The sequence below is a fragment of the Cognatishimia sp. SS12 genome (genome assembly GCF_028369055.1).
Classification (GTDB): Bacteria; Pseudomonadota; Alphaproteobacteria; order Rhodobacterales; family Rhodobacteraceae; genus Cognatishimia.
On the sequence record NZ_JAQNCZ010000001.1, the window covers coordinates 589,419 to 605,118 of the forward strand.

General features: G+C 57.5%; 14 protein-coding genes and 1 tRNA gene. 5 read left to right on the forward strand and 10 right to left on the reverse strand.

Annotated elements, in window-relative coordinates:
* Nucleotides 1–8: 8 nt before the first annotated feature.
* Nucleotides 9–749, forward strand: coding sequence for a DsbA family protein (locus N6L24_RS02845; protein ID WP_271843125.1), 741 nt, complete (start codon nucleotides 9–11; stop codon nucleotides 747–749).
* Between the two features lie 6 nt (nucleotides 750–755).
* On the opposite strand, the gene ispG is transcribed toward N6L24_RS02845, so the two are convergent.
* The 3 genes from ispG to hemA form a co-directional block, all read right to left on the reverse strand.
* Nucleotides 756–1,886, reverse strand: a complete 1,131-nt coding sequence (gene ispG, locus N6L24_RS02850) for a flavodoxin-dependent (E)-4-hydroxy-3-methylbut-2-enyl-diphosphate synthase (protein ID WP_271843126.1) — start codon at nucleotides 1,884–1,886, stop codon at nucleotides 756–758.
* Nucleotides 1,887–1,965: 79 nt separating this feature from the next.
* The gene (locus N6L24_RS02855) at nucleotides 1,966–3,159 is read right to left on the reverse strand and encodes a helix-turn-helix domain-containing protein (RefSeq protein ID WP_271843127.1); all 1,194 of its coding nucleotides are present in this window, start codon (nucleotides 3,157–3,159) and stop codon (nucleotides 1,966–1,968) included.
* A 112-nt stretch (nucleotides 3,160–3,271) separates the two neighbouring features.
* On the reverse strand, nucleotides 3,272–4,495 hold the full coding sequence (gene hemA / locus N6L24_RS02860) for a 5-aminolevulinate synthase (RefSeq protein ID WP_271843128.1): 1,224 nt from the start codon (nucleotides 4,493–4,495) through the stop codon (nucleotides 3,272–3,274).
* A 231-nt stretch (nucleotides 4,496–4,726) separates the two neighbouring features.
* On the opposite strand from hemA, the gene N6L24_RS02865 reads away from it, so the two are divergent.
* Both N6L24_RS02865 and N6L24_RS02870 read left to right on the forward strand, forming a co-directional pair.
* Entirely contained in the window at nucleotides 4,727–6,103 is a 1,377-nt protein-coding gene (locus tag N6L24_RS02865; RefSeq protein WP_271843129.1) for a M20/M25/M40 family metallo-hydrolase, read from the forward strand.
* A gap of 153 nt (nucleotides 6,104–6,256) precedes the next feature.
* A tRNA-Ser gene (locus N6L24_RS02870) sits at nucleotides 6,257–6,346 on the forward strand.
* A gap of 107 nt (nucleotides 6,347–6,453) precedes the next feature.
* On the opposite strand, the gene cynS is transcribed toward N6L24_RS02870, so the two are convergent.
* From cynS to N6L24_RS02895, 5 genes are read right to left on the reverse strand one after another with little or no spacing between them, the layout of a single operon-like run.
* The gene (gene cynS / locus N6L24_RS02875; RefSeq protein WP_271843130.1) at nucleotides 6,454–6,924 is read right to left on the reverse strand and encodes a cyanase; all 471 of its coding nucleotides are present in this window, start codon (nucleotides 6,922–6,924) and stop codon (nucleotides 6,454–6,456) included.
* Between the two features lie 19 nt (nucleotides 6,925–6,943).
* Complete coding sequence (locus N6L24_RS02880) at nucleotides 6,944–7,423, reverse strand: nuclear transport factor 2 family protein (RefSeq protein ID WP_271843131.1); 480 nt, start codon at nucleotides 7,421–7,423, stop codon at nucleotides 6,944–6,946.
* Nucleotides 7,424–7,435: 12 nt separating this feature from the next.
* On the reverse strand, nucleotides 7,436–8,353 hold the full coding sequence (locus N6L24_RS02885) for an ABC transporter ATP-binding protein (protein WP_271843132.1): 918 nt from the start codon (nucleotides 8,351–8,353) through the stop codon (nucleotides 7,436–7,438).
* A gap of 11 nt (nucleotides 8,354–8,364) precedes the next feature.
* A complete protein-coding gene (ntrB, locus tag N6L24_RS02890) occupies nucleotides 8,365–9,201 on the reverse strand; it encodes a nitrate ABC transporter permease (RefSeq protein WP_271843133.1) in 837 nt (278 codons plus the stop codon).
* Nucleotides 9,202–9,203: 2 nt separating this feature from the next.
* Nucleotides 9,204–10,592, reverse strand: a complete 1,389-nt coding sequence (locus N6L24_RS02895) for a CmpA/NrtA family ABC transporter substrate-binding protein (RefSeq protein ID WP_271843134.1) — start codon at nucleotides 10,590–10,592, stop codon at nucleotides 9,204–9,206.
* A gap of 200 nt (nucleotides 10,593–10,792) precedes the next feature.
* Here N6L24_RS02895 and N6L24_RS02900 point away from each other — a divergent pair, with 200 nt between their 5' ends.
* Together N6L24_RS02900 and ppk2 are read left to right on the forward strand one after the other, a co-directional pair.
* Nucleotides 10,793–12,646 carry a sigma 54-interacting transcriptional regulator gene (locus tag N6L24_RS02900; protein ID WP_271843135.1) on the forward strand — a complete coding sequence of 618 codons (1,854 nt, stop codon included), beginning with the start codon at nucleotides 10,793–10,795 and terminating at the stop codon, nucleotides 12,644–12,646.
* A 70-nt stretch (nucleotides 12,647–12,716) separates the two neighbouring features.
* Nucleotides 12,717–13,637 carry a polyphosphate kinase 2 gene (ppk2, locus tag N6L24_RS02905; RefSeq protein ID WP_271843136.1) on the forward strand — a complete coding sequence of 307 codons (921 nt, stop codon included), beginning with the start codon at nucleotides 12,717–12,719 and terminating at the stop codon, nucleotides 13,635–13,637.
* Between the two features lie 59 nt (nucleotides 13,638–13,696).
* Here ppk2 and N6L24_RS02910 read toward each other — a convergent pair whose 3' ends face one another.
* Both N6L24_RS02910 and N6L24_RS02915 read right to left on the reverse strand, forming a co-directional pair.
* Complete coding sequence (locus N6L24_RS02910) at nucleotides 13,697–15,049, reverse strand: sensor histidine kinase (RefSeq protein WP_271843137.1); 1,353 nt, start codon at nucleotides 15,047–15,049, stop codon at nucleotides 13,697–13,699.
* Entirely contained in the window at nucleotides 15,046–15,537 is a 492-nt protein-coding gene (locus N6L24_RS02915; RefSeq protein ID WP_271843138.1) for a molybdopterin-dependent oxidoreductase, read from the reverse strand. Before N6L24_RS02915 ends, N6L24_RS02910 begins: the two co-directional genes overlap by 4 nt.
* Nucleotides 15,538–15,700 lie beyond the last annotated feature (163 nt).

Consider the following 15,700-nt stretch of genomic DNA (forward strand, 5'->3'; position numbering starts at 1 on the left):
GCATTCCCGTGAAACGATTTCTGATGGCTACGGCCCTGATCGCCTTGACCCAGCCAGCCAGCGCGCTGGATCTGAAAACCATGAGCGATGAGGAACGTCAGATCTTCCGCGAGGAGGTGCGCGCCTATCTGCTGGACAATCCAGAGGTCATTATGGAAGCGGTTGCGGTGCTGGAGCAGCGCCAGGCCCAAGATCAGGTCTCTGCGGATATGAACCTGGTGGCGGCCAATGCCGATGCGATTTTTGACGATGGCTATTCCTGGATCGGCGGCAACCCGGAGGGTGATTTCACCATGGTTGAATTCGTCGATTATCGCTGTGGCTATTGCCGCCGGGCGCATGACGAAGTCAAGGAACTGGTTCAAGCGGATGGCAATATCCGCCTGATCGTCAAAGAATTTCCGATCCTCGGCGAAGATTCCGAGGCCAGCGCGCGCTTTGCCATTGCGGTCAAAAACACGCTCGGTGCAGAGGCCTATGCCAAGGTCAATGACGCGTTGATCCGTTTGAATACCGGCATCAATGAGGTTGCGCTGCGCCGCCTGTCGGCCACCCTGGGCTTTGACGCAGAGCCGCTGCTGGCGATGATGGATGACGCAAGCGTGACCGCCGAAATTCAGCAGACGCGCCTATTGGCACAGCGGCTTCAGATCACCGGCACGCCGACCTTTGTGATGCAGGACGAAATGATGCGCGGCTATGCGCCACTGGACACCATGCAGCAAATCGTGGCGCAAAAACGTGGTTAAGGGGCGTTACGCCCTGTCTGTTTCTGCGGCGCGGGCGGCCTCTAGCTGGGCCGCCTTCGCTTCGACCTGCTCCACGATGTGATCCACCATTTGATCGTTGGACAGTTTGTGGCTTTGTTTGCCCGCCAGATAGACCATGCCGGACCCTGCGCCGCCGCCGGTAAAGCCGACATCGGTCATCAAAGCCTCGCCCGGGCCATTGACCACACAGCCGATGATCGACAGGCTCATCGGGGTTTTGATATGTTCAAGTCGTTTCTCAAGAGTCTCAACAGTCTTAATGACATCAAAGCCTTGGCGCGCGCAGCTGGGGCAAGAGATGATGTTCACACCGCGGTGCCGCAGCCCCAGAGATTTCAGGATTTCAAAGCCAACCTTGACCTCTTCGACCGGATCCGCTGACAGGCTGACGCGCAGCGTATCGCCGATGCCCATACACAAGAGCTGCCCCATGCCGATGGCGGATTTGATGGTGCCAGACACAAAACCACCCGCTTCGGTAATCCCCAGGTGGATCGGCGCATCAGTGGCGTCCGCCAGCATCTGATAGGCGGCGGAGGCCATGAAGACATCCGAGGCTTTCACGCTGATCTTGAATTCGTGAAAATCATTGTCCTGCAGGATCTTGATATGATCAAGGCCCGACTCAATCATCGCATCGGGGCATGGTTCGCCGTATTTATCCAGCAGGTGCTTTTCCAGAGAGCCGGCGTTCACGCCAATGCGGATCGAGCAGCCATGATCTTTTGCGGCTTTGATCACCTCTTTGACGCGGCTGTCATCGCCAATATTGCCCGGGTTGATCCGCAGACAGGCGGCCCCGGCCTCGGCGGCTTCGATGGCGCGTTTGTAGTGGAAATGGATGTCAGCCACGATCGGCACCGGGCTTTCTTTGCAAATCTCGCGCAATGCCTGCGTTGCCGCGACATCGGGGGCCGAAATGCGCACGATATCCGCGCCCGCCTCTGCCGCTGCCAGAACTTGTGCCAGTGTCGCTTTGACGTCCGAACTGTCGGTATTGGTCATCGTCTGCACCGAAATCGGGGCATCGCCCCCGACGGGCACATTGCCCACCATGATCTGGCGCGATTTGCGGCGTTCAATGGTGCGCCACGGGCGAATATGGTTCACAGACATGAAAAAGCCCCATCCGAAAGTCGTTGGGGCCTATGTAAGCTGCCCCCATCGCGGGGGCAATGCATCTGGTCAAAGAAAACTAGTCTTCCTCGACAACCACGCTGGCGGCTTGCGCGACGGCCACAACTTCGGCCAGTGCGGCATCGCCGGAAATATCCGCAACGGCAAAATTTTCTTCGACGGCGGTCACGTCAATGGCCAGGTTTTTGACAACACCGGTGCCCTGACCCGCGGGGCCGCGAATTTCGCCGTTCAAGCGGAAATAAACAGACCCGGACATGCCCGCCTGCAGCGTTGGCGCGTTTTCCGTATTGGGCACGATGAATTCTTCGCCGGTATCCAGCGTCTTTTCAAACAGGATTGAGCCATCTGCGGCGCGCACGCGCACCCAAGCGGGGCGCACGGCGAACATCACGACTTCTGGGTCAGCTTCCTCCAGAACCTGCGGCACGACAGGTGCGGCTGGTTCAATGGCTTCGGCTGCCAGAATTGGCGCGCTGCGTTCTGGCATAAAGGTGCCAATGCTCTGTGGGTTCAGCGTCGAGATCGGCGCATCCCGCGACACCAGCACCGGAACATCCAGCGCCTGCGGGCGATAGAGCCGATCAAGCTTGTTTTCTGGCGGGGTAAAGACGCCAGAGGCCTGCACAGCGCTTTCCACTTCGTCAATGGCCGCTTCGGTCAACGGATCAAGCGCCGAAAGCACAACAGGCGTTTGCTCAACCGGGGCCAGGCGCACGCGCTGCACTTCGTTCAGAACGCTCCAGCCGCCATAGCCAATGCCGCCGATCAGCGCGAGCAGCACCAGCGAAGAGCCGATGGCGCGCGGTTCAATCCGCGACAGGATGGACTCCTGCACCGGCACAAAGCCGGCATTGGCCTTGGCAAACGGGTTGCTTTCGGCTTTGGCGGCAATCGGCGTATCTGGTTTGCGTTTGCTAGAGGCTTCCGAGGACATGCCATGGGCGGTTTGAAACCCGCTTTCGCGACAGAATTTCGCAAAGGTTTCATCCGGATCCATGTTGAGATAGCGCGCATAAGAGCGCACGTATCCGGCGATGAACCCCGGCGTTTCAAAGGCGCTTGGATCAGCATTTTCGATGGCTGCAATATAAGAAGCTTTGATGCGCAATTCCCGCTGAACATCCAGCAGTGATTTCCCAATGGTTGCGCGTTCACCGCGCATCTCGTCGCCGAGTCGGAATTCGTAATCGTCAAAACCTTTGGGGGCCTCTTCCGCCGCCTCCGGTTTGCGCCATTTGCGCGTAATCATGCTCAAAGCCTCACTGCCAAAACAGTCCGAGAAAATTCCCCGATTCGAACTGCCCCCACTTTTATTGAGACCAATATAACACAGATCAAGGCTTTATGCACCAGATGCTGTGTCAGCCCGCCAGTTCGGCGCGATTTAGCGCACAGTGGGACCAAAGTTCGTCCATGGCTTTGACCAGCGCATCAATCTCTTTGGGGCCATGCACCGGCGAAGGTGTAAACCGCAGCCGCTCGGTGCCGCGTGGCACCGTCGGGAAGTTGATTGGCTGCACATAGATGCCGTGATCTTCCAGCAGCATGTCGCTCAACTTTTTGGTGTGTACCGGGTTGCCCACAATCACCGGAACAATATGCGTGCCGTGATCAATAATCGGCAGGCCCAGCCCCTTGAGACGCATTTTCAGGATTTTGGCCTGCAGTTGATGCTGCTCGCGCAGGGTCTGATCCTGCTTGAGATGCGCGATCGAAGCGGCGGCGGCCGCAGCGACGGCTGGCGGCATCGATGAGGTAAAGATGAACCCCGGCGCATAAGAGCGGATGGCGTCGCACATCTGCGCGCTGGCCGCGATATAGCCGCCCTGCACGCCATAGGCCTTGGCCAATGTGCCGTTGATAATGTCGATGCGGTCACTCAGCCCGTCCCGTTCGGCGACGCCGCCCCCGCGCGGGCCATACATGCCCACGGCATGGACCTCATCCAAATAGGTCAGCGCGCCAAATTCATCCGCCAGATCACAGATTTCAGCCATCGGACCAAAATCGCCATCCATGGAATAGATCGATTCAAACGCAATCATTTTTGGCGCGGCCGGATCATCGGCCTCAAGCAGCGCGCGCAGATGCGCCAAATCATTGTGGCGGAAAATCCGCTTGGCCCCGCCGTTGCGGCGGATGCCTTCGATCATCGAAGCATGGTTCAGCTCATCCGAATAGATGATCAGGCCGGGAAACAGCTTGTGCAAGGTCGACAGGGTCGCATCATTGGCGTTGTAGGCGCTGGTAAACAGCAGCGCGCCCTCTTTCTGGTGCAGGTCTGCCAGCTCGGCCTCTAGACGATTGTGATAGACCGTTGTGCCAGAAATATTGCGCGTCCCGCCCGAACCTGCGCCGGTGGCGTCAATCGCTTCGTGCATCGCCTCAAGCACTACCGGATGCTGCCCCATCCCCAGATAGTCGTTGCCACACCAAACGGTGATCGGGCGTGTCGTGCCATCTTCGCGGCGCCAGATGGCGTGTGGGAAATGCCCGTTGGTACGTTCGATATCAATGAACGTGCGATAGCGGCCTTCTTCGTGAAGACGTTTCAGAGCTTGATCGAGCGTCGCGGAATAATCCACTGGCGTCCCTCCGGTTTGCTGGCTGGCAGCTTGCGACCTTACGAGATTCGCCGCACGGGCGAAAAAATGACTGTTAAGGATTGGATATACTGCGCGTTTTCGTTGGATGCCACCATACAATTTGTCGCTCTCGCGACTTTGATCCAGATCAACATCCTTTCGCGGCGTCTGGACAGTGCGCCAAAGCTTGTTAGGGTCGCGCAAAATCAGACCGCTGAAAGGACCCTCATCATGTCTTTGGATACCGTGTTGCGCCGGATCGACGCAGAGATGCCCGCCGCCACCGAGCGCCTGCTGGAGCTGCTGCGCATTCCGTCAATTTCCACCGATCCCGCTTATAAAAAAGACTGCGACGCCGCCGCAGATTGGTTGGTCGCGGACCTCGCTTCAATTGGTGTAAAGGCGGAAAAACGCGCTACGCCGGGCCATCCGATGGTGGTGGGCCATGTTGAGGGTGACGGGCCGCATGTGCTGTTTTACGGCCATTATGACGTACAGCCGGTTGATCCGCTGGACCTGTGGCATTCTGACCCATTTGCCCCCGCCCTCGAAGACACCCCGGCGGGCAAGGTCATTCGCGGGCGCGGTGCGTCTGATGACAAAGGGCAGTTGATGACCTTTGTCGAAGCCTGCCGCGCCTGGCAGGCCGAACATGGCCGCCTGCCCTGCAAGATCACCTTTTTCTTTGAGGGCGAAGAGGAAAGCGGCTCCCCATCGCTGGTGCCCTTTATGGAAGAGAACGCAGATGAGCTGCGCTCAGACGTTGCTCTGATCTGCGACACGGGTCTTTTCCAAAGCAAAACTCCGGCGATCATCACCCAACTGCGCGGGCTTTTGGGCGAAGAACTGACGATCAAAGCGGCGGATAAAGATCTGCATTCTGGCATGTTCGGCGGCGTGGCGATGAACCCGATCCGCGTGCTGACCAAGATCATCGCCGGGCTGCATGATGCCAATGGGCGCGTCACCCTGCCTGGCTTTTATGACGGCGTTGCTGATCTGCCCGAAGAGGTGGCGCAGCAATGGCAGGGGCTGGCCTTTGATCACAAGGCGTTTTTGGGGGATGTCGGGTTGTCGGAGCCTGCGGGCGAAATCGGGCGTACACCGTTGGAAATGATCTGGTCGCAGCCAACCTGCGAAGTGAATGGCATCTGGGGGGGCTATACCGGAGAAGGGTTTAAAACCGTGCTGCCTGCCGAAGCTTCGGCCAAGATCAGCTTCCGTCTGGTCAGCGATCAGGACCCGCATAAGATCCGCGAAGCGTTTCGGGCCTATGTGAGCGCGCAGCTGCCCGCGGACTGTACGGTGGAATTCAAAGGGCACGGGGCATCGCGCGCCTCGACCATGTCCACCGATCATGCGGCCTTTGAGCAGGCGCGCCAGGCCCTGTCCGATGAATGGCCCGAGGCCGCGGCCTTTGCCGGTTGTGGCGGATCGATCCCGATTGCGGGACATTTCAAACGTATTCTGGACACCGATGCCATGCTGATCGGCTTTGCCAGGGATGACGATCAGATCCATTCCCCGAATGAAAAATATGATCTGGAAAGTTTTCACAAAGGCATCCGCAGCTGGGCGCGCATTCTGGATGCCATGACCCGGTCTTGATGTTGTCGCGCGCGCAATATCTGCCCAAGCTGCGCGCGCAACACATTATTTTTGCTCAGGAAAATGCGCGCGCGATGAGACGCAAAAAAATGCGGAAAAATATCGGATTGCCCCTTGCGCCCCCCGGGGGTTTTTAGCTAAACACCCCCTCACGGACAGGTGGCCGAGTGGTCGAAGGCGCACGCCTGGAAAGTGTGTAGGCGGGAGACCGTCTCCAGGGTTCGAATCCCTGTCTGTCCGCCACTCTTCTTCTTCATGACGATCCCCGGGTTCTTCCATCGAACCGCCCGGCAAAAAACAACCACCCCGTGGGGTGGCTGTCTGGCTGCTCTCTTTTCAGACCCTGCGGATTACCAGGAATTATACCCAAGGTATTTGCCGGACATTTCTAATTTAACCCGGTCGCCCTTTTCATGCGGCACGCGGGTGAGTTTCATGTCAAAATCAATCGCTGACATGATGCCTGTGCCGAATTTCTCTTCGATCAGCGCTTTGATGGTTGGCCCATAGACCCCGACGATTTCATAAAGGCGATAGATGCAGGGATCGGTTGGCACCGTTTGCTCCCAGACCTTGGTGGGCGGCTCTTGTAGCACGCTGATGGCCTCTTGCGGCAGGCCAAGCGCCGTCACCAAGGCTTCGGCCTTATCGGCGGGAAAGGCGTTCATGCCCATACAGGCCGAATGGGTCCAAACCGGGGACATGTCGATTTGTTCGGCGATGCCCTCCCAGGTCAATCCGGCCTGTTTTTTGGCCGAAAGGATCATGACGGTCACGTCCTCTTTGGACATCATCACTGGCACTTCAAAAGTATCTTTCATATTGGTCTCCGTTAAGTAGTCACAAGCCAAGCGCGGTCAGCCCAGGATGGTCATCCGGGCGCCGCCCCTGCGGCCAAAGGAACAGCCGGTCTTTGTCATCAATGGGCACATCGTTGATCGAGGCATGGCGTTCCGCCATCAGCCCGTTTTCATCAAATTGCCAGTTCTCATTGCCGTGGGCGCGATACCATTGGCCGGTTTCGTCGTGCCATTCGTAGCAAAAGCGCACCGCGATGCGATTAGGGCCATAGGCCCAGATTTCCTTGATCAGCCGATAGCCGTTTTCGGTGCGCCATTTTTCGGTCAGAAACGCTTCGACCTCGGCGCGCCCGTTCAAAAATTGCGACCGGTTGCGCCATTTTGTGTCCGGCGTATAGGCCAGCGCCACTTTGGCCGGGTCACGTCCGTTCCAGCCGTCTTCGGCCATGCGCACCTTTTTCACTGCGTCGTCATAGGAAAACGGCGGCACCGGCGGGCGGGGTTGAATCGGGGTCGTCACGGTTCTGCTCTTTCATTCATTGACCGCGCGCAGCACGGGTTCGTCTTCATCGTTGGCTTTCGGGTCCTCGGGCGCAGGCGCGGTCAGATCAATGCGCACGGTGTCCGGGGTCAGATCAGCAGCGTCACTTTGCTGGCCCGCCAATTCCTTTGAGCGGTGCCCAAGGAATTGCACCAAATGGTTGCGGATTGGGTAGTAATTCGCATGCTCGATAATCTCTGTCCGGTTGCGCGGGCGCGGAATGGTGATCTCAACGCTTTCCGCGACACGGGCAAAAGGCCCATTGGTCATCAGCAGAATGCGGTCGGCCAGCAAGATCGCCTCGTCGATGTCATGGGTGATCATAAAGACGGTCTGCTCGGTCCCGCCCCAGATCTTAAGCAGCTCATCCTGAATGGTGCCCCGTGTCAGCGCGTCCAGCGCCCCAAAGGGTTCATCCAAAAGCAGCAGCTTTGGGTGGTTGGCAAAAGCGCGTGCAATTGACACTCGCTGACGCATACCGCCTGAGAGCTGGCTGGGTTTGCGGTGCACAACGTCACCTTCGAGGCCCACCATCGCAAGATATTCGCGCGCGTGTTCCTCAACCTTGGCCTTGGACCAATCGGGATAGCGCGCCTTAACGCCAAAGGTGACATTCTTGAGCGTCGAGAGCCAGGGCAGCAGGGAATAGTTCTGAAACACCACCCCGCGATCCAGCGAGGGGCCCGAAACGGCATAGCCGTCCATTTTCACCACGCCGGAGGTCGGCTCTGCCAGACCGGCGAGGATGTTCATAATTGTGGATTTGCCGCAACCGGAATGGCCCAGAATGCAAACAAATTCACCCTTTTCAATCCCGAAGCTGGCGTTTTCAAAGACCGTCAGCGTGCCGCCATTTCCTTCCGGAAATTTCTGCGTCAGACGCTCGATACTGAGATAGGATTTTGACACGTGGTGGCTCCTTATTCGACGTAGGCAACGGTGCGCTGCAGGAAAGCAAAGCTTGAATCCAGCAGCATGCCCACGACGCCGATCATGAGGATTGAGAAAATCACAGAGGTCAGATCGAGGTTGTTCCACTCGTTCCAGACGTAATAGCCAATGCCGGTGCCGCCCACGAGCATCTCGGCCGCCACGATGACCAGCCATGCAATCCCGATAGAGATGCGCATGCCTGTGATGATCGTCGGGGCTGCAGCGGGCAGGATCACGGTAAAGGCCGTGCGCAGGCTGCTGAGTTCGTGGGTCCGGGCGACATTCACCCAATCTTCGCGGACGCCCGCCACGCCAAAGGCGGTGTTGATCAGCATCGGCCAGATCGAGCAGATGAAAATCACAAAGATCGCGCTGGCTTCGCTGTCCTGAATGATAAATAGCGCCAGCGGCATCCATGCCAGGGGCGAAATCGGCCGCAGCACCTGGATAAAGGGGTTAAACGCCTTATAGGCCACTTGGCTCATGCCGATGAGAAACCCGAAAGGCACCGCCACCAGCGCGGCCAACAGATAGCCCGCCAGAACCCGATAGATCGAATAGCCGATCTGAATACCAATACCCTTGTCGTTGGGGCCAGCATCATAAAACGGGTTTGACAGCTGTTCCCACGCCTTGATCAGCACATCGCTCGGCGGCGGCACTGCGGCTTTTGGGGCCCCCAGCCCGCTGAGTTTTTCATATTCTGTCAGGTCCTCAAGGGACTTCTGGGCGGGAATGGCGGCCTCCCAAATCAGGAGGCCGACCAGCAACATCACCACCGATAACAGGATGGCGCGTTGGTTTACTGAAAGCTGATCCAGCATGATCACGCTTTTCCGATGGCAAAGCTCTTGGCGTAGGCTTCAGGCTCTGCCGGATCAAAGGTTTTGCCCATGATGGTATGGGATTTATAGGTGATGTCCGGAGCGTCATAGCCCAGATCATTCATGACCTTCTTGGCGTCAGCCGCCAGATAGACCTGCTCGGCCACCTTTTTGTAGTCGACATCGCCCTCGATATAGCCCCAACGTTTCATCTGCGTCAGGATCCAGACACCCATCGAATGCCAGGGGAATGGGTCAAAGTCGATGCGATCCGGGACGCGCTGCACCTCGCCCAGACCATCGGCATAGGTGCCCGTCAGAACCTGTTCGATCACCGGCACCGGCTGGTTCAGATAGTTTGCAGGCGCAATCGCAGAGGAAATTTCCTTGCGGTTGTCCGGGTTGGAGGCAAACTGCGTCGCATCAATGATCGATTTCAGCAGCGCGCCATAGGTGTTGGGCAATTCGGTCGCAAAGCTGAGCGGCGCGGCAAAGGCGCAGCATGGGTGGCCTTCCCAGATGTCTTTGGTCAGCATGTGAATAAAGCCGATGCCTTCCCAGACCGCACGTTGGTTGAACGGATCCGGCGACAGATAGCCATCAAGGTTGCCCGCACGCAGGTTTGCGACCATTTCTGGCGGCGGCACCACGCGGATCTGGATATCAACATCCGGGTCCAACCCATGTTCCGCCACATAATAGCGCAGCAGGAAGTTGTGCATGGAATATTCAAATGGCACCCCGAAGGTGAAACCTTTCCACTGTTTCGGATCGCGCTTGTCCAGATGCTCGTTGGACAGAACAATGGCCTGGCCATTGATGTTTTCCACCGCGGGCATGATGTAAGGCGTCGCCACGGAGCCAGCGCCAAGCGTCATGGCCAGAGGCATTGGTGTCAGCATGTGGCTGGCGTCATATTCGCCGGACAAAGATTTGTCGCGCGCCACGGCCCAGCCCGCGGTCTTGATGACCTGTGCGTTCAGACCATAGCGTTCATAAAAGCCCATGGGCTGCGCCATGATGATTGGCGTGGCGCAGGTGATTGGCACAAAACCGATATTGAGGTCGGTCTTTTCCGGCGTGCCCAGATTGTCAAGAATGGCCGCTTTGGCCTTGTCCATTGGAAAGACCGAGGCCAGCGCCGCCGCGATGGTGCCGCCGCCCATCATCCCCATGAAAGACCGGCGGCTCACGTCATTCTGGCCAAACATCGAGCGGACAACCGCGCTTTCGACCGCACGTTCCAGCATGTCATCAGATGACATGGTTTTGGCTTCGACATGGTCGTGGTCATGCCCGTGGCCGCTGACGCATCCCTCGCATCCACAATCTGCACCGTGGCGCAGATCCGTTTTTTCTGAGAATGGATTTCCCAAACTTTTAATAGTCATTTTCAACCCCATCTGTTGGTCCTCCTTAGTGTTCCAGCGCAAAGGCCCATAAAAAAGCCACTGACTAATATTTGTGCATTGGGGAAATTTCACCGTTTTCCAGTGGGTTAATCTGGTTTTGCTTCACAGGTGCATTACGATATTTCGTGAATTACGATATTTCGTATGTGATGACGCCCCTTGGCGGTTAACCTTTGGGCATGCGCGACGAATCTCATTTCATTCTTGATGCCCTGCCCGAAGCGGCCGTGTTGCTGAACGCGCGGACAGATCAGATATTGGCCGCCAATGATAAGGCAGCGCAGATGCTGGAGTGCCCGCTCGCGACGCTGCAGACCACCGCGTTCTCGGGTTTTGTCGGCGCCGCTTTGCCCAAATTTGTGGTCTTCATCGAAGAGGTTGATCACCGCAGCGAGGGCTGGACCCGCGACATCCCGCTAGTGACCTATGACAAAGCCCCACTGACCGTTGAAATCAGAGCCCGCTGTCTGGAACACGACCCGGGGCACTTCCTCTTGTTGCTGAGCGACCTGCAATCGCTGGAAGATCGGGCAAACGCCACCCAGGCGCAGGAAATGTATCGCGCGGGTCTGGGCACTTGGAAACGCGCCGAAGCCTTTTTCGGCGAGTTGGAGCGGCAAAACCAACTGATCCTCAACGCCGCAGGCGAAGGCATCTATGGGATCAACGCTGAGGGCAAAACCACCTTTGTAAACCGCGCGGCCCAGGAAATGCTCGGCTGGACCAGCGAAGATCTGTTTGGTCGCGACATTCACAAGATGATCCACCATCATCATCTCAGCGGCGAAAGCTACCCGGCGCATGATTGCCCGATTTACCGGTCGTTCCGATTTGAACAAGTGCACCGGATCGAGGACGAGGTGTTCTGGCGCAAGGATGGCAAACCCATTCGGGTGGAGTATGTGTCGACCCCCATCTATGACCAGCAGGTGCTGGCCGGGGCGGTGGTGATTTTTCGCGATATCACCGAGCGCAAGGAAAACGAACGCAAGTTGCAGGCCGCTCTTGAAGAGGTCGCCGGCTTGCGGGATCGGCTGGAGCAGGAAAACGCCTACCTACAGGAGGCGATCACCTCAGAGCGGGCGCACCACGATATTATCGGCAGCTCGGCCGCGACCAAGCAGGTGCTGGCGCGGATCGACCTGGTGGCCAACACCGAAGCAACGGTTTTGATCCATGGCGAGACCGGCACCGGAAAATCGCTGGTGGCGACGGAAATCCACAAATCCAGCGCCCGCGCGCGGCGCCCGCTGATCCACTTCAAATGCGGCTCGGTCGCGCCAGAAAATGTCGAGGCCGAACTATTCGGTCAACTGCGCGGGGCCTATTCTGCGGCCACCCGCGACAAGCCCGGCAAACTAGAGCTCGCCCATGGGGGCACGCTGTTCATTGATGATATCGAAGAGTTGCCCTTTGAAATTCAAGGCAAGCTGCTGCACGCCCTGCAAAGCGGCCAGGTGACACGTCTGGGGGATACACGGGAAAAGCCGCTGGATGTCAGGGTCATCGCGGCGACATCGCTGCTGGAAACCAGTCTGGCGCGCAATGACCGCCTGCGCGAAGATCTCTATCTCTTTTTGAATGTCTTCCCGATCCACTGCCTGCCCTTGCGGCAACGCCGCGATGACATCGCGCCGCTGGCGGCGCATTTGCTGCGGATCATTTGCCGCCGCCTCAACCGCGCCTTGCCGATCATGACCGAAGGCGTCGTGCAGCAGCTGCAGTCTTATGATTGGCCCGGTAATGTGCGCGAGCTGCACAACGTGATGGAGCGCGCGGCAATTGTTTCGCAGGGCAACAAGCTGGTGGTTGAGCTGAACGTGACCGCGGCGCAAGCCCCGGACAACACCTCGCGCTTTCAGACCGAGGCCGTGATGCAAGAGATGATGAAACAGAACGTCATCGCCGCGCTGCGCGAGGCTGGGGGGCGCGTGTCCGGCAAAAACGGTGCGGCGGAGCTGTTGGATATCAAGCCAACCACGCTGTATTCACGCATCAAAACCTACGACATCCAAGACGCAGATTGGCGCTGAAGTTGACGCAGGTCAAGGACAGGTCAGCCCTGTGATGTCATGGTCTGGGCGCATAATAAAGGAGCCCGCCATGACCGGACAGACCACTGCCGCGCCCACGATCAATGCCAAAACCGACCCCGCCGACCCAGCGCTGAAGGCTGCGGCCACGGCTGAGATCATCGGTTTTGAGAACGGCGAATACCCCTATGCCCAACGGATGGGGCGCAAAGCCTACGAGGCCGAGAAAGCCGCGCTGCAGGTTGAGCTCTTGAAGGTGCAGCACTGGATCGAAGAGACCGGACAGAAAGTCGTTATGCTGTTTGAGGGGCGCGATGCGGCTGGCAAAGGCGGCACCATCAAGCGGTTTATGGAGCATCTCAACCCGCGGGCGGCCCGGGTTGTGGCGCTCAACAAACCCAGCGATCATGAACGCGGCCAGTGGTTTTTTCAGCGCTATATCAAACATTTGCCAACCGCAGGTGAAATCGTGCTTTATGACCGCAGCTGGTATAATCGGGCTGGGGTCGAACGGGTGATGAACTTCTGTGAACCCTCTGAATACCTTGAATTTATGCGTCAGACGCCTGAATTTGAACGGATGCTGACGCGCAGTGGCATCCGGCTGTTCAAATATTGGTTTTCGGTCACGCAGGAGGAACAGCGCCGTCGATTTGCCGCGCGCGAAACCGACCCGCTGAAGCAATGGAAGCTGTCGCCGATTGACCGCGCAAGTCTGGACAAATGGGATGATTACACCGAAGCCAAGGAGGCGATGTTCTTTTACACCGACACCGCAGATGCCCCTTGGACGGTGATCCGCTCAAACGACAAAAAACGCGCGCGCCTCAACTGCATGCGGCATTTTCTTGCCCGTTTGGATTACCCGGGCAAGGACCACGCGCTGGTCGCGGCCCCGGACCCCAAGATCGTGCATCATGCAGAGGCTGTTGTTCATGCCTCAGATCACATTCTGGCGGCATCCCTGCACCCTAAAACGCGCAAACGGTGATCTCAGCGCGCTCACATGCCATCCGCAAACGGCCCGTCACCCAGTCTGCCCTGGCGGCATCAGGATTGGGTGAGGGGCAAGGACACTGTGACGGTTGTGCCGACGTCTTTTTCGCTGTCCAGCGTGATGGTGCCGTTATGGGCATGCACAAAGCTTTTGGTGAAAAACAATCCGTTGCCCACCCCGGAAAAGGCGCGTTTGTCCGAAGAATCTTCTTGGGTGAATTTGTCAAAGGCGCGCGGCACAAACTCTTCGGACATGCCGCAACCGTTGTCTTTGACGGCGACGGTCACGCTGCGTTCATCGGTCAGAACACGCACCGTGACCGCGCCGCCCTGCCCCGAAAACTTGATGGCATTGCCGAGCAATTCCTGAAAAACCTGCGACAGTTTTTCTGGGTCAGCATACATCTTGATCGTATCTGAGGCGCAGATTTTCTTGATCTCAATCTGCTTTTGCGCAGCGGCCATGCTGCAGGCCTCAATCACCTCATCCAGAAAATTGCATAGGCAGAATTCGCGGCATTCAAGGTCCAGGTTCTCGGACTGAAATTTCTCAAAGGCCAGCAGGCTTTCGATCAGCGCGTTCAGCCGTTGCCCCGAGCGGTCCGCCATATCGACAACACGCGCGCCCGCCTCGCTGAGCGCGCCGGTACTGCCGGATTTCAGCAAGCCAATCGCTCCGATAATGGCGGTCATGGGCGTGCGCAATTCGTGGCTGATCGTTGAAATGAAATCCGCCTTCGCGCGAAAGCCCGCCTCTGCGAGTTCCAGAAGGCGCGATTTTTCGTCCGCGATCCGAGCTTGATTGCGCGCATCCAGCCAGAAAATGCTGATCATTAGGATGGCGACCAGCACCGTTGCATACGACATCAGTCTGAGACGGGTAGAAATGCGGCGCAGATCGTCCCGCACCGCTTTTTCGGCATCGCCCGCAACGTCAAGCGCCACAAGCGAAAGATCATGCATGCGGCTTTCAAACGGGTAGAAGGCACCAAGAATACGCAGCGCTTTGCCCCTGTCCGTATCCCCGAGGCCAGTCACATTGGTATCCTGCGCCCGCAGCGTCGCGCCTAAATCGTTGATGACGTTCAGCTCCGCATCCATGTCGCGCAGCCACGCCCCGGCATCCCCTTGCGACGCGATATTCCAGCGGCTCCAAAGCAAGTCAAAACGGTGGTTCACGGTTGTATGTTCATAGCCCGGTGCCTCCGCAACGTAGAGGGCGAGCGCTTTGTTGAACTTCAGCAATTCCACTTCAATCTGGGTGGCCATCCAAAGGGGGCCACCCCGGTGGTTTGACTTTGCATGCAGCAAGGATTCTTGCGCAGAATTGAACGTGAAAAGTCCGGCGACCAACCCGATCAGAACGGTGATGATCGCCGCGCGCTTCGCGAGCCGCCAGTCAATCATTTAGTCAGTTCAAGTTTTGCCAGTTGCCACACAAGACGGTTGTTGAAATTCGGATCATTCAGTTCTGCGTAATCATCCATCGGGTAGATCACCCAGATCGGTCCTTTGTCACGGCGCGACAGAAACTCCCCATCTTTCTTGATGGCGAGGATCACCTCGTATTGGTCGGCCTCGATCAAGGGTGCGTCTGCGCTATAGTCGTTCAGCGCCACCAGTTTCACCGTGGTTGCACCACTAGGCTGTATCAGCGCCACCACATCACGCAGCAATGGCCCCGAGAACCGGGGGGTTCCATCGACGTATTCATTGCCTGTCACCACCTCGGTCTGGGGCAGCGCCAAGAGTTCATCCATGGTCATTTCCATGGTTTCCGTCTGTACCTGATTGGTGTGATCCACAAGGGTCAGAACCGTGTCTGCCTGTACCATCGCTGCGCTAAAAATCAGCGCTGCGCTTGTGGCAATGGCCTTAGCCGCTTGTCCAAGCATCTGAAATTCCCTTTACACAAGGTTTCTATCTATGCGGGAATTCTGATCAGAAGCGCAACTGCTGTCAAGGCAACGAGAAGTTTCAAAAGTATATTAACTGATAGAGGGCAACTTCCGGCTCATTTACATCACTATTGTCATCGAATGAGCGACAAAACATAAA

Coding starts and splice junctions, on each gene's coding strand:
- ispG (WP_271843126.1), bottom strand. CDS start 1,886: ATGTCTGTGAACCATATTCGCCCGTGGCGCACCATTGAACGCCGCAAA.
- N6L24_RS02855 (WP_271843127.1), bottom strand. CDS start 3,159: ATGATTACGCGCAAATGGCGCAAACCGGAGGCGGCGGAAGAGGCCCCC.
- N6L24_RS02865 (WP_271843129.1), top strand. CDS start 4,727: ATGTCTTTGGATACCGTGTTGCGCCGGATCGACGCAGAGATGCCCGCC.
- cynS (WP_271843130.1), bottom strand. CDS start 6,924: ATGAAAGATACTTTTGAAGTGCCAGTGATGATGTCCAAAGAGGACGTG.
- ntrB (WP_271843133.1), bottom strand. CDS start 9,201: ATGCTGGATCAGCTTTCAGTAAACCAACGCGCCATCCTGTTATCGGTG.
- N6L24_RS02895 (WP_271843134.1), bottom strand. CDS start 10,592: ATGACTATTAAAAGTTTGGGAAATCCATTCTCAGAAAAAACGGATCTG.
- N6L24_RS02900 (WP_271843135.1), top strand. CDS start 10,793: ATGCGCGACGAATCTCATTTCATTCTTGATGCCCTGCCCGAAGCGGCC.
- ppk2 (WP_271843136.1), top strand. CDS start 12,717: ATGACCGGACAGACCACTGCCGCGCCCACGATCAATGCCAAAACCGAC.
- N6L24_RS02910 (WP_271843137.1), bottom strand. CDS start 15,049: ATGATTGACTGGCGGCTCGCGAAGCGCGCGGCGATCATCACCGTTCTG.
- N6L24_RS02915 (WP_271843138.1), bottom strand. CDS start 15,537: ATGCTTGGACAAGCGGCTAAGGCCATTGCCACAAGCGCAGCGCTGATT.